Consider the following 19,237-nt stretch of genomic DNA (forward strand, 5'->3'; position numbering starts at 1 on the left):
CCATAGCTTGCCAAAATTTTAATTTTACTTTACAATTAGAGTAGCAATAAATCCCAACAATATCGATTCAGATTTTGCTGAGAGAAAAGAAATTACCAAGAAAATTTAAGCTACAACCACCCCTGTGAATTTCCTTCACTGTATCTACAAACAACAAATAAATAAGAGATAGCTAAACATGACAACCAAGAAAAAAGTTGATACGGTTCGCCACTATCTTCAGTCTATTGGTAAAACCCCCTTACTCTCTAGTGCTGAAGAGATTAAACTAGCAGAAGAAATCCAGGCTATGTTGCCTCTATTAGAGAAGGAACAACTGAGCCGAGAAGAGGAAAAAATTGTCGCTAAGGGACAAAAAGCTAGAGAAAGAATGATCGAGGCAAATTTACGTCTGGTGGTTTCCATTGCTAAGAAGTACCTCAATTCGGGCTTGTCTTTGTTAGATTTAATTCAAGAAGGAAGTTTAGGCTTAATTCGAGGTGTGGAAAAATTTGATCCGGCTCGCGGTTACAAGTTTTCAACCTATGCTTATTGGTGGATAAGACAGGGAATAACCAGGGCGATCGCAGAACAAAGTCGTACCATTCGTTTACCTATTCATATCAACGAAAATCTTAATAAATATCGTAAATCGATTCGAGAACTAACCCTAAAATTAGGGAGAAAACCAACTCAAAGAGAGATTGCTGAAAATATGGAAATCTCCGTTGACAGGTTACAATTTCTCCAACAAGCAGCTTTTAAAACTAAGTCCCGTAGTTTAAATGTTGTTATTGATGAAAATCAAACCGAGTTAGGGCAATTATTACCCGATGAGGAAAGTATTTCCCCTAGTGATTTTGTCAAACAAGAAGAGAAAATATCTCAGATAAATAATCTTTTAGAAAGTTTGACTCCCAGACAGAAAGAAGTAATTATTCTGCGTTTTGGCTTACGAGATGGTAAACAAATGAGTTACAAAGCCATTGGCGAAAAATGTGGTGTTAGCCATGAAAGGGCCCGTCAAATTTATAGCCGCGCCTTAAAAATTTTACGGAAGCAAACAGGTGAGGCAGAAAAGCTGGCGGTTTAAATGTGTGAATTTCTATCCTATTTTTAGGGAGAAAACTAGCCATTATGATATATGGCGTTTCTCGGAGTGCGATTCGTTGAGCTAGAAAGTTTGGAAACAAGCGTGTAGCTCGTTCAGAACATTGAAATCTGAATAACTGTTGATTTGTTGGCTAATGGAGCCACACTCGGAATCAAAGGAGAAAATCCTAAGAGTGACGACATAACCCTCCGTTTTGGACTTAGTAAACCCAGGATGGAAGCAGGGTTAGAAGGGGAACCCGTCATGAAGCAGCATGGTAAGTCGCTCCCCAAGTCAATCGGTCATGGTTAAACATTACGTTGAATCATCGACATGAACCCTCAAAACCGCCAAGTAGCCAAATCTGTTTGATAGGCTGCGTTCAAAAGAACAAGGTAAAAAGTGGAGTTTTTCCGTGAGCATCCACACAGATTCCTAAAAGTAACCTGGGGGAAAGATGAAACCTAAAACCGATATACCCAAATCAACGGAACGAATTAAGTCCATGATTGCTCTTACCACCGGTCGAGTAGGTAAGTAGGGACAAACTGAACCGCAAGGGTCATGGATGTGAGAAGCAATTAAGTTGCTAATGCCCACTTGTAATGAGTACGGATAAGCTGACGTATTGCTGGTTAATTAGAAGAAATAGTCTCTATTAGAGGTGAATATGTCGAATGCGAGTATAACCAAGACTACGCCAGAGTGGAACACAATTAACTGGGCAAAAGTCCAGAGAAAGGTGTTTAAGCTTCAAAAAAGAATATTTCAAGCTGTTAGGTGATTTCCGAGAAAGCTTTTCCCATAGGGGGTAATCGCTTGGACTAAAGGCTTTCAAGAAATAAAAGGAACAGAGAGTTAGCGGATCTTGGTACACAACTTTAAAATTTCATAATTGGCTTGTCTGAAAAAACAGAAGAAATAGATTAAAATGAAGAGGTAAAAAGATTAGAGAGAGTAAATTGAAGCTAAAACAGACAAATCATCCCTTAACCCCGTCGATGGTCGATGATTTACGTTTAGCAGCCTCAAAAATGACGGGAGCAGAGCGTCGTTCATTTCAAGCTGAAATGTGTCTCAAGTATTGTGGAGGAAGTGCCAGACAAACCGAAATCGTGTTTGGTTGGGGGAGAAAAAATGTTCAACTTGGATTACATGAAAAACGAACTGGGATAGTGTGTTTAGGATTACAATCAGTCAATAGTGGATGTAAAAAATGGGAGGAAAGATACCCAATAGTTGCCCAATCATTGAAAGAAATAGCCGAAGCTCACGCACAACAAAACCCCACATTTAATAACCCCATTGCCTATACAAGATTAACGGCGGCTGAAGCCATTAAACAATTAAGAAATCTAGGATATAATGGAGAGGAGGTTCCTGCTGCTTCGACAATGGCAGATATTTTAAATCGTTTGGGCTATCGATTAAGAAAAGTGGTAAAAGCTAAACCTAAAAAAAATCTCGGAGACGGACGCTATCTTCGAGAATATAGAGAAAAAAGATAGAAAAAAAGACCCTTCTGTGAAACGTTTAAGTATGGATTGTAAAGCAACTGTGGAAATAGGAGAATATTCACGTGGCGGACAAACTAGAGGTTATAATCAAGCTCAAGATCATGATATGGGAACTAAAGAAAAATACGTTCCTTGTGGGATTGTAGATGAAGATACAGGGTAACTTTATGTAACTTTTGGAAGTTCTTATAAAACGAGTGATTTCATGGTAGATAACTTGGAGCAATGGTGGACAAGTCTGAGTATAACTGAAAAGCAGCAACTAGAGAACATCCGAATTAAAGTTGATAATGGACCAAAAAATAGTGGAATAAGAAGGCAATTTTTGAAGAGAATGGTAGAGTTTGCCGACCAAACTAAGAAATCTATTCAATTACTATATTTTCCTCCTTATCACAGTAAATATAATCCCATAGAAAGATGTTGGGGAATTTTAGAGAGGCATTGGAACGGAACACTTCTGAGAAATGCTCAAACGATGTTAGCTTGGGTAAAAACTATGACATGGAAAGGCTTAAATCCGATAGTTAAGTTAAGTAAAAAAGTTTATCAAAAAGGCATTTCTTTAACGAAAAAAGAGATGAAGGAAATTGAGAAACGTTTAGAACGTAATCCTCACTTACCTAAATGGGATATTTTGATTAGACCCAGTTAGTCTAAAAAGTTAATAAGAGTGTAAAATTAAGTGAATTTCCTTTTTTAAAATAGTCAAAGCTAATTTAAAAGTTAGCGTATTTCTTTCTTTTAGATAGGGAGGTTTTTGTTCGCGGAAAGTATCCGCGAACAACTTTTTATTTTTCCCTTTTCGCTTATTTGAGATGTTCTACAAACAGATTCTGAGAATGGGTGGGAAACTTTTTCTTGGAAATCACCCAAAGTAGCGATCGCTCTGTAGAAATTAGTCAAGAGTATGGAGCTAACGTAGTCCAGTTTAATTTTAACGGACGTTGGCCAAAAAAGAAAAATTGGTCTTTAGAGAATTTACCTTTTCGCAACGAATGGGTTTTAATTGTTGATTGTGATGAAAGAATTACCCCTGAATTATGGGACGAGATAGAAACGAATATTAAGGATGATAATTACAATGGATATTATCTGAATCGTAAAGTATTTTTCTTAGAAAAATGGATTCGTTATGGAGGAAAATACCCTGACTGGAATTTACGATTATTTCGTCATCAAGTAGGACGTTATGAGAACTTAAACACAGAAGATATTCCCAACACGGGGGATAATGAAGTTCACGAACACGTTATTTTACAAGGTAATGTGGGCTATCTAAAAGAGGATATGCTACATATTGATTTCCGTGATATTTATCACTGGTTACAAAGACATAATCGTTATTCTAATTGGGAGGACAGAGTTTATTATAATTTATTAACAGGACAAGATGACAGTGGCACCATTGGTGCTAACTTGTTTGGAGATGCAGTTCAAAGAAAAAGATTTCTCAAAAAAATCTGGATTCGACTACCGTTTAAACCTTTACTAAGATTTGTTTTATTTTATTTTATTCGCTTAGGATTTTTAGACGGCCATGCTGGATACACTTATGCACGTTTATTGAGTCAATATGAATATCAAATTGGAGTAAAACTTTATGAATTACGACAATTTGGATGACAACTAAATGTTAATACAAACGACCTAAATGATGATTCTAAAACTTCTTCAGAACCCATACAGGTAAAATTGTAAATGGAAATAGAACCAAATGGTGTCCCAATTGTCGATAATAATCCTTGGGTAGATTTACGTGAATATGATCAGTCTTGGTACGATCGTGGTCGCCCTGGATGGTATGTATTATTATGGTGGTTAATACAATCCATTGCTTTTCCCTTAGGTAATTTCTGATCAAGAAGATACCTAATGATCCCCCCTAACCCCCCTTTTTAAGGGGGGAAATAACTGGAAAAGCAGGTATATTTTATTCTGGAAATCACCTTAAGTTTACACAATGCTAATGGCTTTCGTTGTTGGTTATTACGTCGTTTTGGGGCTAAGATCGGGAAACAAGTAATTATTCGTCCTACTGCCCGTTTTACCTACCCTTGGAAAGTTGAGATTGGGGACTATAGTTGGGTTGGAGATGATGTGGTTTTTTATAGTTTAGAAATCATAAAAATTGGTTCTCAAAGTGTAATTTCTCAGAAGAGTTATTTGTGTACAGGAAGCCATGATTTTCGAGATCCAACGTTTAATTTAATCGTTAAACCGATCACCATTGGTAACGGTGTTTGGGTAGCTACAGACTGCTTTATTGCCCCGGGGGTTAAAATTGCTTCAAATGCCGTTATTGGTGCTAGAAGTAGTGTTTTTAAGCATATTCCTGCTGCTATGGTAGCCTGGGGAAGTCCTTGTAAACCTCATTATTTAAGGAAAATGAATAGTGAGGGGAGTTCGGAGTTCGGAGTTCGGAGTTCGGAGTTATGATTTTTACCAGTTTGTGTAGATTAACATTGTTTAAGGGATCCTAAATTCATGACAATTTTATCAATAATTTGTCTTAATTGTGAGGATTTTAAGTCAGATTTATTGACAAGAATACTAAAAGCTAGGGGAGCATAATTTGGAGGATTTATATAACCAGATAAGGAAGAAGTACCTGATAATGTTCCTGTTTTAGCTTGTACTTTTCCTTCAATGATTGTCTTTTTAAAACGATTTGTTATGGTTCCATTGACACCACCAATGGGGAGAGAATCACGATAATTTATCCCTTCTGGAGTTTCTGCCATTAGGGTTAGTAAATTGACTAATGTTTCTGGGGTAACTAAATTATGACGAGATAATCCTGAAGCGTCTTTTAAGTGATATGAATTAGTATCTAATCCTAATTCAGTAAGAATTTCTTTTAGGTTATCAAGAGAACTATTTTCTGGTGTACCATTGACTAAAAGATTTAGTAAGCTTTCTGCATATAAGTTATTACTGTCTTGGTTTGTTTTCGTAATAATTTCTTGCAAAGGATCTGAATTAATTTCAATTATCTTCACTAAGTTTTCTGTTGCACTATCTCCATAAACCACCTGAGACTTAATAATATTTATTCCTTCTTTTTCTAAGTAAAATTGCACTGAGTTTAAAAAATATTCTCCTGGGTTAACCACTGTCATTCCCAAAATTCTAGGATCAGAATTAATTGCTAAACTCCCTGTAATTGTTAACAATGGTTTTGCAAAGTTTCTATTAATTGAAACAGAATAAGAGCTATCTTCTTCCCCTGTTACAGTTTTATTATCAATAATCCATTGATTTGCAGCAATAGAATCAGACCAATCCATTGCTAATTTTTCTCCTATTTCTTGAGTATTTAAGGTTAAAATAACAGTATTTTCATTAAGAATTAACTTGTTAACTGCTGGTGCATAATAAAATTGTATATCTTCCCATTCCCAAGTAGGATTAATAGATGGTTTTTCTAGAGGACTATCTTGAACAATTAAATTATCAATACTATTAATTCCTCTTGCCTTTAATTCTTTAGCTAATGTTTCTAACTGTTTACTATTAAAAGTTGGATCACCTTGTCCTACTATTTTTAAAACACTTAGATTAGGATAGGAACCAGAAACGTAAACAGGAGTTTTAATTTGATAATTAGCTCCAAACTTAATTAATGTCGCTGCTGTTGTTAGTAATTTAACGTTAGAAGCAGGGATAAAATATTTCTGGGAATTTAACTCATATAATGTGGTTTGATTATCTAAATTTTTAACTAATATTCCCCAATGCGATCGCTTTAATTCTTCTTGGTCTAAGATAGTATCTATTTTACTTTTTAAATCAGCTTGACAAACTGATATATCTTTTTTATTAAGAGTAGAACTAATTTCCTTAGCTTGCAAAGGGATAGAAAACATAAAGATAAAGGAAAGAATAAACCAACCTATTCTAACCCCTCTTAACCTTAGATAATAAAGATTCATTAGCTCCTCTTAAGATTTTCAACTTAGTTTATATATAGCAATCAGTAATGATTTATGAGATTATCGAGATCCCCCCTTTAGTTCCCCATATTCTTAATTTATCTCCAATCACTCCAATCATCATTGAAAATAGAAGTATTGGGGAAAGTAGTCGGATTGTTATTAGCATCTAATTTTTGACGTAATTCTTGTAACTTTTTCGAGCGAAAAATAGGTTCTTCTACTAACTGATAGGGTAAAATTTGTCGATCAATAGCAAAAGCAGCAGTAGTTCCGGCCGCAGCACCAGATGACCATTCAAAGGAGTGTACCCGATAAGCAGCAGCAGCAATATGACTAACAGCGATACTCTTACCCGTCACCAGCAAATTATCGATGTTTTGGGGAATCATCGACCTTAGAGGCACTTGGAAAGGATAAGCTTGACTTTGACCCTCTCTTTCCCCTTTACGCTCCGTGTTACCTGGTTTTTCCGCCGGATATTCCGTCATACAGGGATGAAAATCAATAGCATAATGACCAATACCCACAGAGTCAGGGTAAATAGTCGATCGCTCACGTCGGGTAACTTGTTCTGGGGAAGCATCCCCACGGAGAACCTTAAACCCTTCTAACCCGGCTAAAGCAGCGTGTAAACGACGATAGGTACTAGGAGAAAGGTTTTGTTTATAAAAATCATCTTGATAGTTACGACGAGAAATATCGATTTCGTTGATCATAAATCCATTTTCATAAAGAAAAGACTCACGACCAATAATGCGCCTTGCTTCACGCATATAAGGGTATTTAGATAACCCGTGAACCGTTCCCATAGGAGACTCTAACCCCTTCATATAAACATGATAGGGATCGGGGGTTTTGACCCCATCTCCTAACTGGGAGTCCGTAGTTCCTACCACTAACCAATAGAAATAACCGATAGAATGTTCTTCCCCTTTTCGTAGGGTTTCTGTGCGTAAACCACCCATCCACTGTCCGGGATCTAGTTGCCCCATTTCTTCTAGTTGTCGACGACTATAGATGAGGTTATCTCGAGAGGTTCCCGGGCGATAATCATTACCCCAAGTCCAGTTTTGCATAGAAATATCCCCAGGAGTCGGTGTGGTAAAACCGATCCCTCCAAACTCGCTTTGTTCCCCCTGTTGAGGACTCCAAATACGTCGGTAAGTATAGACTAAATCAAAATCCGCTAACCTCTCCAACTCGTAGCTATAATAAGGGGCGTATTGAGCATAAAAATCCGGTATATCGTATTCTTGGGGATCTTCGGTAGTTTCCATAGCAAAGGTATAAGTAAACCCTTGAGTACAATAGGGATCACCACTGACACTAGCGGAAGAGGGTTCTAGATAAGAACGGGGATCGATACCTAAACGGTAGGGAACATCAGCTAGACCGACTATTTCCCCTGTTTCTGTGGCTTCGATCACATACCAGTCTGCTGGTACCCCTTGATCGTGGGGCTTAGGAATAAACTTAATAATAGTCTTGTCAAATAACTTAGAATCTTCGTAGGTATAAGCATCCTCGATGGTTTGGGAGAGGGGATAAGTATTTAAAGGGGGTGCGCCCTCTTTGGGGGTGTGTTGAATAGCGATCGCACTCATGATCTGTTTTCCCTTTCCCCCGTTAGGATTTCTTTCGATGCTTAAATCTTTAACCACAGTGGAAGGGAACCAGTTAAGTTGTCCGCCGCCTTTTCTGGCTGCATCATCCAACATTCCCTTGAGGATTTTATGACCATCTTCCGGGAGAAAACAAGAATAACTTACCCAACAGTCTCCAGGGTTGAGTTCCCCGTAATAGTCTTCGATGCGTTCTCGTAACTCTAGATAACCCCGTGGATAGATCAACTCCGCTCGCTGGGTTGGACGTTCATCTAAAGCAGAGGTTCCCTGAGAAGAAAGTTGTCCCCCAACCCAGTCGGTTATCTCCGTCATACAGACAGTTTTTCCTGCTAATAACCCCTCATAAGCGCCTCCGGTTCCTGCCAGTCCACCACCGACTATTAATAATTCACATTCTACCGTTTTATCGGGGTTACGAGGTGGTGTAGCAAGGGTTAAGGGAGTCATCCCTTGCAACATTACTAAAGTCAAAGGAAGAGAAGCAAAATAGGGACGGATACGATTAAGCATAGTTGATGAGGAGAGGTTATCTAAATTATTATGTAGGTCTCTTTTTGCTTATAGAATGAGTTGACTTATGGGGGGTTCCCTAATCTTTGCCAATGATTTCTATATGTTACGAGACATTAAAAAGACCTATAGAGAGAATATGGGAACCTTATCCTTCAAAAGTATTACTGGAGAGCAAAAAACCATCTAATAATCCCTCCCTTTTCTTAGGTTTTACTATGATCTCCACAACCTAACCGAATAGAAGTATGATAGTGTGTATTGTTTTAACACTCACGTCATTTTATAGACATCAATCACTATGGATATTTTAGCTCTCGGTTGGGTTAGCGTATTAGCTTTATTCACTTGGTCTATCGCTATGGTCGTTTGGGGACGTAACGGTTTCTAGCACTGTGGAAACATCATCTCTTCTCAATGTACTCTTTCTCACTGCTTTAGTATTACTCGTTTTGGTCAGTGGGGGGATACTCTATTTAACAACCATAGAATGGCGCGATCGTCGTCGCCAAGACCGAGATAAAAAAAGCGGACGCTAAACCCTGGAGAGGACAATCTTTGTCCTCTCTCATTTTTTTAGTAGTTACTGTAATTTCACCCAAATGGGTGAGCAATAACCCTTAAGATGGATGAAGCCATGACCCAAAGTTAAGGAGTATCCTAGTACCCGTAAGGTATATGAATACTAATTCCTTTCAGGAGTGTGACACCATGTCTATCAAAAAAATAACCTTTGACACCGTTGTTATTCTTGCTTTCTTGATTGGGACAGGTTTACTTTTTGACTATATCTTAGAAACTCCTTTGTCCAATCCTCTTGTGGGTGATGGTGTTACTACAGAAGAAGAAGCTTAATTCCTGTCAGGAACTCATGATTAAAAAGGACAAATCACTTCAGATAAACCTATTTAATTCACCCAACTAGATGAAGACTTGAACGAGGAAATGATGGGATATTAATAACAGCAAGAAACAAGTTTTCCCTACATTGAGATTTCCTCCTCAGATGTACCAGATGACCTCCTCCACCCTAGAAATAGGGTGGTTTTTATTTGGGATGGAATCAGCCATCAAGATAGAAAAGAAAAGTCAGAAAAACAAAAAGAACAGCCTAACCAATGCTCAAAACTACTGAGAATTAATTGGGTTCTGTGGATAACCGTTTCTTGTTGCCAAGGAGCATCATTCATCATTTTAATGAACATTAAAGCACAAATAACCATCAAAGAAATACTTCCTCTACTCAAATAATGTAAAGTAATGTAAAGAGCAGTCATAATGAAATAACCGATGCAAAGCAATCAATTATCCGTGAGAAACATTCAACTCCCTAACTTGGGTATTGGTACCTGGGCTTGGGGAGACAGTTTATTTTGGGGTTACGGGTCCAACTATGGGGAAACAGAGGTACAAGCAGCCTTTGATGCAGCCGTGGCAGCAGGTGCCACCTTTTTTGATACTGCAGAGGTTTATGGGTTAGGAGAGTCAGAAAAACTGATCGGTAAATTTCTCAAACAAACCAGCCAACCCGTACAAATAGCCACCAAATATTTTCCCTTACCCTGGCGTTTTAATCGGGATGCAGTAGCGGAGGCATTAACCGCTAGTTTAGATAGATTAGACGTTGAACAAGTGGCTTTATATCAAGTGCATATGCCTTTTGACTTTTTCATGGGGCAAGAAACCTTAATGACAGCCTTGGCTACAGAAGTTAAAAAAGGCCGTATTCTTACCGTTGGGGTCAGTAATTATTCCGCTAAACAAATGCAGCAAGCTTATGATTATTTAGCCACTTATGATGTTCCTTTAGCGGTGAACCAAGTACGTTATTCTTTGTTAACTCGAACTATTGAAAAGAATGGTATTCTAGACAAAGCCCGTGAATTGGGAGTAACAATTTTAGCTTATAGTCCTTTAGATCAAGGATTATTAACAGGAAAATATACTCCAGAAAAACAAGAACAAGTTACAGGTGCCAGAAAAATAGATCCTAAATTCTCTGCGTCTGGATTAAAAAAAATTGAACCGATTCTTAATCAACTAACAGCACTGGGAGAAAAATACGACAAAACTCCTGCTCAAATTGCTTTAAACTGGTTAATTGCCCAAGGTGATGTAATTCCTATTCCTGGGGCAAAAAATGCCAAGCAAGCACAAGAAAATGCAGGGGCAATGGGTTGGTTACTCAGTAATGAAGATGTTAAACAACTGAGTTTATTAAGCTGTCAATAATTATGAAAACTTTGAACTTATTTTTGGGTTTATGTGTTCTATTGTCAAGGGTAAAAGTAAATTAGCTAAAGCTAAGAAAAAATAGAACAATTAGTTCATTAGATTAACCCCTCAGCTATGAGTAGTCTGGGGGATTTTTACAGAAGCATTGAATTCAATAAATCCCATTGGGTTTGTTCTGATTTTCTATTTCTGAGATAACTGATAAACTTTTAGCGATCGCAAACGATTAATAGCAGCGGCTAATTCAAAGCGACGAAATATAACTAAGTCTCCTTGGGGAAAATGACTTAAAATATCCAACCCTTTACTATCAATATCCTCCATCACTTGATCTAAAATATCAGGTAAGCTTGTTTGCTCATTCATATAATATTGTTTGGCGTAAATTATAGCAGCAGAAATTGACCTTAACTGCCCTGGTTCAATTAATTGTTCAACAGAGGTTAAATCAATGTCTTCTGTTCCAAAAACTACTTGATCTACGTCTCTCACTTTAACTTTAACGTCCCGTCTTCCTCGACTGGGATCAATACTTTGGGCTAAGGGTATTCTGGGGGTTATATTACCGAAATTATTGCCCCCTTCTATCATACGCTCATTGGGGTTTTCTTGTGCAATTTTTTGGGCTTTTTCTGTAACATTATAGGGTTCAAAGTTATCCATAGCAATTACTTGATCTGCTACATCAAAATAGTCTCCACTTCCTCCCATTACTAAGATAGTTGATACACCATAGTCTATATATAATTGTTTAATTTTATCGATAAATGGGGTGATGGGTTCTTTATTTTTTGCTATTAATTGTTGCATCCTGCGATCGCGGATCATAAAGTTAGTTGCTGCGGTATCTTCATCCACTAATAATACTTTACTTCCTGCTTCTAATGCTTCGATAATATTGGCTGCTTGAGAGGTACTTCCACTTGCATTGGTGGTGGTAAAATCATTAGTTGAGCGTTGTTGTGGTAATTGATTAATAAAGGGAGAAATATCAACCCCTACAATACTTCTACCATCTTCTGCCCTAATTTTTACCGCTGATGGATCACTAATTACAAATTCTCTACCATCCCCAGGAATATGATTGTAAATACCTAATTCTATTGCTTTTAATAAGGTCGATTTTCCGTGATAACCTCCCCCAACAATTAAGGTAATTCCTTGGGTAATACCTAAACCTTTGATTAACCCTTGATTGGGTGTTTCAAAAGCAATTTCTAATGATTCTGGGGACTTAAAAGGGATAGCATCTGTTTCCAGGGGACGAGGATCAATACCACTTTTTCGGGGTAAAATAGACCCATTAGCTATAAAAGTAACTAAGTTATTTTTTGATAATTGCTGACGGATAAAATCTGCATCTTCTGCTGTCTCAACTTGTGTTTTAATCCCCTGAGAATCTAAAGCTTGATATAGTAATGTTTGTTCAACAATATCGGGTACATCTTCACATAACATTTGTGCTGCTTGATGACCTAAAATAGTCCTTCCCCTTGCAGGAAGTCCCACCGAAAAACGTATTTCTATATCATTTTTATTAATATTTGCTGCTGTTCTTTTTAAGATTTCTTGACCAATTTTTATAATAGTAATTTTTCCGCTTTTTCCTGTTCCTCTGTGACGACTTATTTGTTGACAAGCTTGACTAAATTGACGAATTAAATAGTCTTCTAAAGCAATTTTTCTACTTTCATTTTCATATAACTCAGTGGGGAATTCAGCAACATTATGGGGAATTTTAATAATCAGTTTACTGGGGGAGGCAAAGGGATCACCCTGGATATGTTCGATAATTAAATCAAATTTAGGAAATTGATAGTTTGCCTTGATATCTTTATACGCTTTGTAATTTTTTCCGTCTAGTCGGATTAGGGTATTATATAAGTCTTGATTATCCATTATTTTCTGTTACAGCTAGAAGACTGTGTTAACCTGAGTTCGACATAAGGAAATTTGGAGACAACTGATTTACATCAAGAGTATTAAACCCTGATTATCTCATGGAAAAAACTCGCGCCTCCTAACTCCTAACTCCTAACTCCTAACTCAGTTTATTACTTTTTTTTTGTAGTTATAGACAACCCTAAATCCATTGTAACGACTTCGGCTACTACGTTGAACTTTATTGCGGGTTGCACAACGACAATAAAATGGAAAAGCTGCCCAAGATCCTCCACGCATAGGAGAATATTGATCGTATCCATCTATCCAAATACTACCATCTTTTGGCGCATTATGATATGTTTCGTGCCAATCATCAGCACACCATTCCCAGATATTTCCGTGCAGATCGTATAAACCAAAATTATTGGCAGAAAAGTAACCAACTTCGGTGGTTTGTTGCCGATGTATTCCAATGTTTTCTTGTTGATAATTTCGTGTACTATTATAATTTGCTAATGTCTGGGTGATAGTATCTCCAAAATTAAAGGGGGGATAAATATATATCCCGTCTAACTGTCTATATTGACTAGGATCAATAATACCTCTACAAGCATATTCCCATTGTGCTTAACTGGGTAAATTAAATTCAATACCAACTGCTTCGGATAACTTCTGACAAAATTCTAAACTATCATAAAATGATACACTATCTACGGGTTTATTTTGACCTTTGAATTCAGAAGTATTATTCCCCATTGTCCTTGTGTAATGGGATATTTACTCATACAAAATGATGACAAACTTACTTCGTGCTGTGGTCTTTCTTGTGAGGAATTTTTACCTTCTTTTTCAGGAGTTCCCATCCAAAATATTCCCTTGGGAATGACAACCATCTCTAAGTAAATATTTGCTGCTAACTCAACCGCAAAATATTGACTTTTCTTGTTTTCTTGTTCTATGATTTCGCCTTTATGATTAACTTTAATAACTTTAAAATTAAAATCTTTTAGAGAACTAACTATCTTTTTATTATATTTACTTATAGTAGTTGTGGGTTTAATTGTTGAATGATTATTTGATAAGTTAGAAGGAGTTGCCGGAATCTGAGAATTTGTTTTTTGAGTTTTTAAAGGATTAGAAGAGGTTGGGGTAATTTGAGTGTTTTTTAGAGAATGATTGGGAGATGCTAAAAAAGTTCTTTTAATGGTTGTGGGTAATTTATTTTTATTTTTAATCAGGAAAATAAGATAACTTAGGAAAGAAAATAAGATAATAAATACACTGAGTAAGGTTACATAATTGATAATTTTTTCCCACAGCAATAAAGGTTTAGAGGATGAGGGATAGAGAAAATATTTTATCAGCCAAGCTATAATTATACTGCCATTAAAACAAGTTACTAAGAGAAATATTTGGGGTTTTGCAATTACACTAATTAAATCATAAGCACTAGATTTTTGTGGTTCTGAGATTGGTAAATTAGTAGAAGTTTCTACTGGTTGTATATAAGTAGGTGATTCTTGTAAATTCTCTAAGATTTCTTTAACATTGTGATAACGATTTGGGGCTAAATGTTCTAACATTTTATTTAAAATATGACTTAATTGATCACTAATTTTAATTTCTTCTTTTTCTAAATATTCTTGCCATAACCAAGTCGCTTGACTACTATCATAAATCGGATCATTTTCATTATCATCACCTGGAAAACATCCTGTTAGCAAGCGAATGCAAGTAACCCCTAAACTGTAAATATCACTAGCAGGTTGTGGATGTCCTGTCATTTGTTCTATAGCAGCATAACCAGGAGTATAAATTAAAATTCCGCGAGTATTCGAAACCTCTTTAACCCCCCCAAAATCAATTAATATTAATTTGCCATCATAACGACGACGCATAATATTATCCGGTTTAATATCTCGGTGCAATAAGTTTTTTTGATGGAGATAATCTAAAACAGGTAATAAATCTTTTAACAGGGATTTTATTTTATCTTCACTAAATATTCCTTGTTGCTCAAATTCTGTAACTAAGTCATCTCCATCGATATATTCTTCAACTAGATAGAGAGAATTATTCTCTTCAAAATGATCATAAATAGCAGGAATTTGTTCATGTTTTAGAGTGTCTAATATATTAGCTTCTCGTTTAAATAATTCTTTAGCGGTTTCTAAACCTTTTCCTTGAAGATTAGCAATAAATTTTTTTAATACTCGTTTTCTATTGTGAAAATTTTGATCTTCAACTAAATAAGTTTGGCCAAAGTTTCCCTCCCCTAATACTTGTTTAATAATATAGCGATCGCCGAATAAATAACCTTGGGTGGTTTTGGATAATTCTTGACCACATCCTTGACAATAATTATGAGTATTGGGATTATTAGGATCAGGACAAGCAGGATTAAGACAGTAAAGAGTCATAATAGTCTTAGTAGTGGCCTAATATTATTAAGCACACACCGGAGTAGTTAACATGATAAAATGAAGCTTTATCAACTATTTTGACATAAATATGATAGGATCGTCTCAGAAGCTAAATCCCCTTAATTTAACAGAACCTGTTATTACACGATATTTTGAAACTCTAAACAAGGGTGATTTTCCAGAAACAGCTAAATTATTCGCTATTGATGGTGTTTTACAACCTCCCTTTGAGTCTCCCATAAGCGGACCAGAAGCGATCGCTAATTATTTACAGCAAGAAGCAAGGGAGATGATACTTTCCCCCCTCTCCGAAGCTTTAGAAACAACAGAAACAGGCCACACTCAAGCTAGGATCAAAGGTAAAGTAAAAACCACCTTATTCACTGTCAATGTAGCCTGGATCTTCATTCTTAACAATCAAAAAGAAATTATTTCAGTAGAGGTGAAATTATTAGCTTCTTTGGAGGAATTGGTTAGTTTGAGGCGTTAAACTGCATAAGCAGGTTGCTCAAAGGCTAATTCCAAGAGTTTACGACCTAATTCTGTATCTCTTGGTGAGGGAACCCATTTGGGATGGCCTGTTAACAAAAGGCTTTCGATAGTTTCCTTATCAAAGAGATGCCAAGTTAAAGCTCCTTCAACCCTTCCCTCTATAGCGTAACAGTTATTGCTGAGACAATGAATGATTAACTTACCAAAAGGACGCTTGATGACCATTTTTTCTTGAGGTTGCAACCCACGTAACCCCAAAATAGCATCTTTTAATTCTTGAGAAGAAGTCACACACAACCCAGGAATAACGACTTTTGACTGGCGATCGCCGTTAACAGCTAACCAGTAACGTCGTGAGGGATCGATACCTTCTAACCAGTTTATTTCATCGTCTAAACGATAGCGGGGTGCGATAATCAAGGGTTTGCTCATCATTAATATCTTGTAATCGTAGTTTACTATAAATCTAAAAATTGATAATTATCATCCTAGTTGCTTCAAATTCTAAAGGTTTATTAGTATTCTGTCAGAAATGTTTACAAAACTTAACTACTTGCTGCCTTAGATGAGTATCATTGCTTAACGGCTTTGATACCATTTATTTTGTATGAAAAAGGTGGGCAATGCCCACCCTACGGAATTTAACGTTTGGCTAATTTTTTCGTCTTCATCTTCCGTAACCGAATAGACTCTGGTGTAACTTCTACTAACTCATCGGAACCAATATATTCTAAGGCCCTTTCTAAACTCATTTCCTGGGGGGCCTGGAGTTGAACTAATTCCTCTCCACTAGCTGCACGATGGTTGGTTAACTGTTTCGTCTTACACACATTTAATTCTAAGTCTTGGGGACGGTTATTTTCACCAATAATCATCCCTTTATAAACTTTGGTTCCGGGAATAATAAAGAAGACACCGCGATCTTCTGCGTTTTTCATAGCGTAGAAAGTAGATGTCCCTTCCTCAAAGGCAATAATCACCCCATTGTAACGGGTTTCCAACTCACCAGATAAAGGACGATATTCCAAGAAACTATGGTTCATGATCCCTTCACCCCGTGTAATGCGGATAAAGTCACCACGGAAACCCAGTAAACCCCTGGCCGGGACAACAAACTCTAACTGAGTCCGTCCATTGACCCCGGTTTGCATATCCTGCATTTCCCCTTTTCGTTGGCCTAAACGTTCGATGCAAGATCCTACTGCTTCTTCGGGAACGTCTAACACTAAATATTCAAAGGGTTCATAGGGTTGGCCATTAACCTCACGATAAATAACTTGGGGTTGGGCCACCTGAAACTCGTATCCTTCCCGACGCATGGTTTCGATTAAAATACCTAAATGGAGTTCACCCCTACCGGAAACGGAAAACTGGTCCGGAGAGTCTCCTGGTTCAACCCTTAACGCTACGTTGGTTTCTAACTCACGCATGAGGCGATCGCGTATTTGTCGGGAGGTGACAAACTTACCTTCTTGACCGGCAAAAGGAGAGTCATTTACCGAGAAAGTCATCTGTAAAGTTGGTTCATCTACCTTAATTAAAGGTAACGCTTGGGGTTCATCGGGACAAGTTAAAGTCTCCCCGATGTTAGCATCAGCAAACCCGGCCACAGCAACGATATTCCCTGCGTTAGACTCTTCTAATTCTACCCGTTGCAGTCCTTCAAACCCTAACAGTTTACTAATTTTACCTCGAACAATTGTACCATCTTCTTTCATCAAAGCTGCTTGTTGTCCTGCTTTGAGAGTTCCGTTATGGATACGACCAATCATAATACGGCCTAAATATTCGGAATAATCTAAGGTAGTTACTTGTAGTTGTAGGGGTTTGCTTACGTCCCCTGCTGGTGGGGGAACATGGTGTAAAATTGCTTCAAATAGAGGTTTCATGTCTTCTGACTCATCCTCTAGGTTATCTTTTGCAAACCCCGATAAACCCGACGCATATAAGGTGGTAAAGTCGCACTGATCGTCATCGGCCCCTAGTTCTATGAAGAGGTCAAAAACCTTATCCACTGCTTGATCCGGTTCAGCTTGAGGGCGATCGATCTTGTTAACAACTACAATGGGACGTAACCCTTTTTCTAAAGCTTTTTTGAGAACAAAACGAGTTTGTGGCATGGGACCTTCGTTAGCATCTACAATCAAGATGCAACCATCTACCATCCCTAACACTCGTTCTACTTCTCCCCCAAAGTCCGCGTGTCCAGGGGTATCAACGATGTTAATTAGGGTGTCATTGTAGCGAACTGCTGTATTTTTGGAGAGGATAGTAATACCCCGTTCTCGTTCGAGGGTATTGGAGTCCATCACACAGTCAGGGATCTCTTCCCCTTCACGAAAGATACCAGACTGTTTGAGAAGGGAGTCCACCAGGGTGGTTTTACCGTGATCGACGTGGGCGATAATAGCAACGTTACGAATGGGAAGAGACATAGGTTACGGTAATGAGAAGTATATAGTTACATTACTACAGATTTCTTCACAATTCTAACCTAGTTTCGACAAGGTTTGATAAAAAAATTATAAATGATAGGAGTTAGGAGTTCGGAGTTAGGAGTTCGGAGTTCGGAGTTCGGAGTTGGATGTTAGGTGTACTTAATGAGTCCGAGAAAAGCTATAAATAGTTATTTCAAGTTATACTAATCTCTGAAAAATTTGCACACCTTTTAGTATTAAGTTTTCATTTTTGTTAAATTATATGATAAGAGATTTTCGGAGAAAAATTATGACTCATTGGAAAGATCCGATTCATCCTGGTGAAATTCTAGCTGATGAAATTGAAGAAATTGGCTTAAATATCTATGGAATTGCTAAAAAAATTGATATTTCAGAAGAACAACTAAAGTTAATTATTGAAGGAAAATCCAACCTTAATGCAGAAGTTGCTTTAAGATTAGGAAAATTCTTTAATACTGGGGCTAATTTTTGGATGAATTTACAACAAGCTTATGATTTAGAAATAGCAGAAGTGCAACTAGGAGATAAATTAAATATGATTACTCCTTATGAAAACATCAAATAAAATAGATATATGAAACTTAGAATCAAACAAAATATTATACAAATAAGCAGCTTATTGATTATTGTCTTTGTTGTCTATAGCTGTGAACCTCATCTTTTTAATATGGATGACGGACCATATTATTCAGAAGACTATGGGGGAGATATTGAATTATTAACCTTAGAGTCTCAAGTTAAATTATCTCGTTTAGGAATCCCTACTTATATTCTTGAATCATACTTATTAACCCCCACTGAAAGTGTTATTGTTCTTAAAAATACTCAGGGTGAAATTATCTGGCAAAAAATTCCTATTAAGTTTGATGTTGGCAAAAAAAGACTTTTGGGAACAGTAAAATTAAGACAGAGATATACTGATTTAAGGTTAGATGGAGGTTGGGAGGTTAGTATTAAACCCAGTTGTCAAGAACCTGGTATATTATATATTAGTCCTTGGGGAGAGTTTCTTTTCTTTTATCATAGTTGGTAGGTTATTATAGTGTTTAGTTTTTCTCATGATTATTAGAGGTAAAATTGAT

General features: G+C 37.0%; 16 protein-coding genes and 4 pseudogenes. 12 read left to right on the top strand and 8 right to left on the bottom strand.

Going from position 1 to position 19,237, the window contains the following annotated elements:
• The first annotated feature begins 178 nt into the window (after positions 1-178).
• The 5 genes and pseudogenes from CWATDRAFT_RS04430 to CWATDRAFT_RS04455 form a co-directional block, all read left to right on the top strand.
• Positions 179-1,072 (top strand): sigma-70 family RNA polymerase sigma factor, encoded by an 894-nt coding sequence (locus CWATDRAFT_RS04430; protein WP_007303865.1) that lies wholly within the window; start codon positions 179-181, stop codon positions 1,070-1,072.
• Between the two features lie 670 nt (positions 1,073-1,742).
• A pseudogene (locus CWATDRAFT_RS32875) lies at positions 1,743-1,853 on the top strand (reverse transcriptase N-terminal domain-containing protein); the annotation flags it as partial.
• Positions 1,854-2,142: 289 nt separating this feature from the next.
• Positions 2,143-3,244 (top strand): annotated as a pseudogene (locus tag CWATDRAFT_RS39330) (ISAzo13 family transposase).
• 203 nt (positions 3,245-3,447) lie between these two features.
• A pseudogene (locus CWATDRAFT_RS04450) lies at positions 3,448-4,290 on the top strand (glycosyltransferase family 2 protein); the annotation flags it as partial.
• 249 nt (positions 4,291-4,539) lie between these two features.
• Positions 4,540-5,028: pseudogene (locus CWATDRAFT_RS04455) on the top strand (WcaF family extracellular polysaccharide biosynthesis acetyltransferase); the annotation flags it as partial.
• A gap of 20 nt (positions 5,029-5,048) precedes the next feature.
• Here CWATDRAFT_RS04455 and dacB read toward each other — a convergent pair.
• On the bottom strand, positions 5,049-6,524 hold the full coding sequence (dacB, locus tag CWATDRAFT_RS04460) for a D-alanyl-D-alanine carboxypeptidase/D-alanyl-D-alanine endopeptidase (protein ID WP_007303872.1): 1,476 nt from the start codon (positions 6,522-6,524) through the stop codon (positions 5,049-5,051).
• Between the two features lie 98 nt (positions 6,525-6,622).
• The gene (locus CWATDRAFT_RS04465) at positions 6,623-8,662 is read right to left on the bottom strand and encodes an FAD-dependent oxidoreductase (protein WP_007303873.1); all 2,040 of its coding nucleotides are present in this window, start codon (positions 8,660-8,662) and stop codon (positions 6,623-6,625) included.
• 301 nt (positions 8,663-8,963) lie between these two features.
• Between CWATDRAFT_RS04465 and petN the strand changes: the two genes are divergently transcribed.
• The 3 genes from petN (at position 8,964) to CWATDRAFT_RS36985 (ending at position 9,517) form a co-directional block, all read left to right on the top strand.
• A complete protein-coding gene (petN, locus tag CWATDRAFT_RS32885) occupies positions 8,964-9,053 on the top strand; it encodes a cytochrome b6-f complex subunit PetN (protein WP_008277373.1) in 90 nt (29 codons plus the stop codon).
• A gap of 4 nt (positions 9,054-9,057) precedes the next feature.
• Positions 9,058-9,201, top strand: coding sequence for a hypothetical protein (locus CWATDRAFT_RS38215; RefSeq protein WP_007303874.1), 144 nt, complete (start codon positions 9,058-9,060; stop codon positions 9,199-9,201).
• Positions 9,202-9,340: 139 nt separating this feature from the next.
• Positions 9,341-9,517: a hypothetical protein gene (locus CWATDRAFT_RS36985; RefSeq protein WP_156177800.1), complete on the top strand. Its 177-nt coding sequence runs from the start codon at positions 9,341-9,343 to the stop codon at positions 9,515-9,517.
• 215 nt (positions 9,518-9,732) lie between these two features.
• Here the strand turns inward: CWATDRAFT_RS36985 and CWATDRAFT_RS39340 are convergent, their stop codons facing one another.
• The gene (locus CWATDRAFT_RS39340) at positions 9,733-9,939 is read right to left on the bottom strand and encodes a hypothetical protein (RefSeq protein ID WP_042711178.1); all 207 of its coding nucleotides are present in this window, start codon (positions 9,937-9,939) and stop codon (positions 9,733-9,735) included.
• A 13-nt stretch (positions 9,940-9,952) separates the two neighbouring features.
• On the opposite strand from CWATDRAFT_RS39340, the gene CWATDRAFT_RS04475 reads away from it, so the two are divergent.
• Positions 9,953-10,894 carry an aldo/keto reductase gene (locus tag CWATDRAFT_RS04475; RefSeq protein WP_007303875.1) on the top strand — a complete coding sequence of 314 codons (942 nt, stop codon included), beginning with the start codon at positions 9,953-9,955 and terminating at the stop codon, positions 10,892-10,894.
• Between the two features lie 186 nt (positions 10,895-11,080).
• Here CWATDRAFT_RS04475 and CWATDRAFT_RS04480 read toward each other — a convergent pair whose 3' ends face one another.
• The 3 genes from CWATDRAFT_RS04480 to CWATDRAFT_RS04485 all read right to left on the bottom strand — a co-directional run bounded on the left by CWATDRAFT_RS04480 (position 11,081) and on the right by CWATDRAFT_RS04485 (position 15,201).
• Complete coding sequence (locus CWATDRAFT_RS04480; RefSeq protein WP_007303876.1) at positions 11,081-12,796, bottom strand: ABC-ATPase domain-containing protein; 1,716 nt, start codon at positions 12,794-12,796, stop codon at positions 11,081-11,083.
• Between the two features lie 147 nt (positions 12,797-12,943).
• The gene (locus CWATDRAFT_RS41285; RefSeq protein WP_326997403.1) at positions 12,944-13,381 is read right to left on the bottom strand and encodes a formylglycine-generating enzyme family protein; all 438 of its coding nucleotides are present in this window, start codon (positions 13,379-13,381) and stop codon (positions 12,944-12,946) included.
• Between the two features lie 110 nt (positions 13,382-13,491).
• Complete coding sequence (locus CWATDRAFT_RS04485) at positions 13,492-15,201, bottom strand: bifunctional serine/threonine-protein kinase/formylglycine-generating enzyme family protein (protein ID WP_007303877.1); 1,710 nt, start codon at positions 15,199-15,201, stop codon at positions 13,492-13,494.
• Positions 15,202-15,292: 91 nt separating this feature from the next.
• Between CWATDRAFT_RS04485 and CWATDRAFT_RS04490 the strand changes: the two genes are divergently transcribed.
• Positions 15,293-15,694 (top strand): nuclear transport factor 2 family protein, encoded by a 402-nt coding sequence (locus CWATDRAFT_RS04490; protein WP_007303878.1) that lies wholly within the window; start codon positions 15,293-15,295, stop codon positions 15,692-15,694.
• Here CWATDRAFT_RS04490 and CWATDRAFT_RS04495 read toward each other — a convergent pair.
• Positions 15,691-16,131, bottom strand: a complete 441-nt coding sequence (locus tag CWATDRAFT_RS04495) for a hypothetical protein (RefSeq protein ID WP_007303879.1) — start codon at positions 16,129-16,131, stop codon at positions 15,691-15,693. The genes CWATDRAFT_RS04490 and CWATDRAFT_RS04495 overlap by 4 nt on opposite strands.
• A 206-nt stretch (positions 16,132-16,337) precedes the next feature.
• Positions 16,338-18,131 (bottom strand): translational GTPase TypA, encoded by a 1,794-nt coding sequence (gene typA, locus CWATDRAFT_RS04500; RefSeq protein WP_007303880.1) that lies wholly within the window; start codon positions 18,129-18,131, stop codon positions 16,338-16,340.
• Positions 18,132-18,423: 292 nt separating this feature from the next.
• Between typA and CWATDRAFT_RS04505 the strand changes: the two genes are divergently transcribed.
• Together CWATDRAFT_RS04505 and CWATDRAFT_RS04510 are read left to right on the top strand one after the other, a co-directional pair.
• Complete coding sequence (locus CWATDRAFT_RS04505) at positions 18,424-18,720, top strand: HigA family addiction module antitoxin (protein ID WP_007303881.1); 297 nt, start codon at positions 18,424-18,426, stop codon at positions 18,718-18,720.
• 9 nt (positions 18,721-18,729) lie between these two features.
• Positions 18,730-19,188, top strand: a complete 459-nt coding sequence (locus tag CWATDRAFT_RS04510) for a hypothetical protein (RefSeq protein ID WP_007303882.1) — start codon at positions 18,730-18,732, stop codon at positions 19,186-19,188.
• Positions 19,189-19,237 lie beyond the last annotated feature (49 nt).

This window comes from Crocosphaera watsonii WH 8501, from assembly GCF_000167195.1.
Taxonomy (GTDB): Bacteria; Cyanobacteriota; Cyanobacteriia; order Cyanobacteriales; family Microcystaceae; genus Crocosphaera; species Crocosphaera watsonii.

What these genes read in the sequence shown, in the direction of transcription:
- CWATDRAFT_RS04430 (WP_007303865.1), top strand. Translation starts at nt 179, where the DNA reads ATGACAACCAAGAAAAAAGTTGATACGGTTCGCCACTATCTTCAGTCT.
- dacB (WP_007303872.1), bottom strand. Translation starts at nt 6,524, where the DNA reads ATGAATCTTTATTATCTAAGGTTAAGAGGGGTTAGAATAGGTTGGTTT.
- CWATDRAFT_RS04465 (WP_007303873.1), bottom strand. Translation starts at nt 8,662, where the DNA reads ATGCTTAATCGTATCCGTCCCTATTTTGCTTCTCTTCCTTTGACTTTA.
- petN (WP_008277373.1), top strand. Translation starts at nt 8,964, where the DNA reads ATGGATATTTTAGCTCTCGGTTGGGTTAGCGTATTAGCTTTATTCACT.
- CWATDRAFT_RS36985 (WP_156177800.1), top strand. Translation starts at nt 9,341, where the DNA reads ATGAATACTAATTCCTTTCAGGAGTGTGACACCATGTCTATCAAAAAA.
- CWATDRAFT_RS39340 (WP_042711178.1), bottom strand. Translation starts at nt 9,939, where the DNA reads ATGACTGCTCTTTACATTACTTTACATTATTTGAGTAGAGGAAGTATT.
- CWATDRAFT_RS04475 (WP_007303875.1), top strand. Translation starts at nt 9,953, where the DNA reads ATGCAAAGCAATCAATTATCCGTGAGAAACATTCAACTCCCTAACTTG.
- CWATDRAFT_RS04480 (WP_007303876.1), bottom strand. Translation starts at nt 12,796, where the DNA reads ATGGATAATCAAGACTTATATAATACCCTAATCCGACTAGACGGAAAA.
- CWATDRAFT_RS04485 (WP_007303877.1), bottom strand. Translation starts at nt 15,201, where the DNA reads ATGACTCTTTACTGTCTTAATCCTGCTTGTCCTGATCCTAATAATCCC.
- CWATDRAFT_RS04490 (WP_007303878.1), top strand. Translation starts at nt 15,293, where the DNA reads ATGATAGGATCGTCTCAGAAGCTAAATCCCCTTAATTTAACAGAACCT.
- CWATDRAFT_RS04495 (WP_007303879.1), bottom strand. Translation starts at nt 16,131, where the DNA reads ATGATGAGCAAACCCTTGATTATCGCACCCCGCTATCGTTTAGACGAT.
- typA (WP_007303880.1), bottom strand. Translation starts at nt 18,131, where the DNA reads ATGTCTCTTCCCATTCGTAACGTTGCTATTATCGCCCACGTCGATCAC.
- CWATDRAFT_RS04505 (WP_007303881.1), top strand. Translation starts at nt 18,424, where the DNA reads ATGACTCATTGGAAAGATCCGATTCATCCTGGTGAAATTCTAGCTGAT.
- CWATDRAFT_RS04510 (WP_007303882.1), top strand. Translation starts at nt 18,730, where the DNA reads ATGAAACTTAGAATCAAACAAAATATTATACAAATAAGCAGCTTATTG.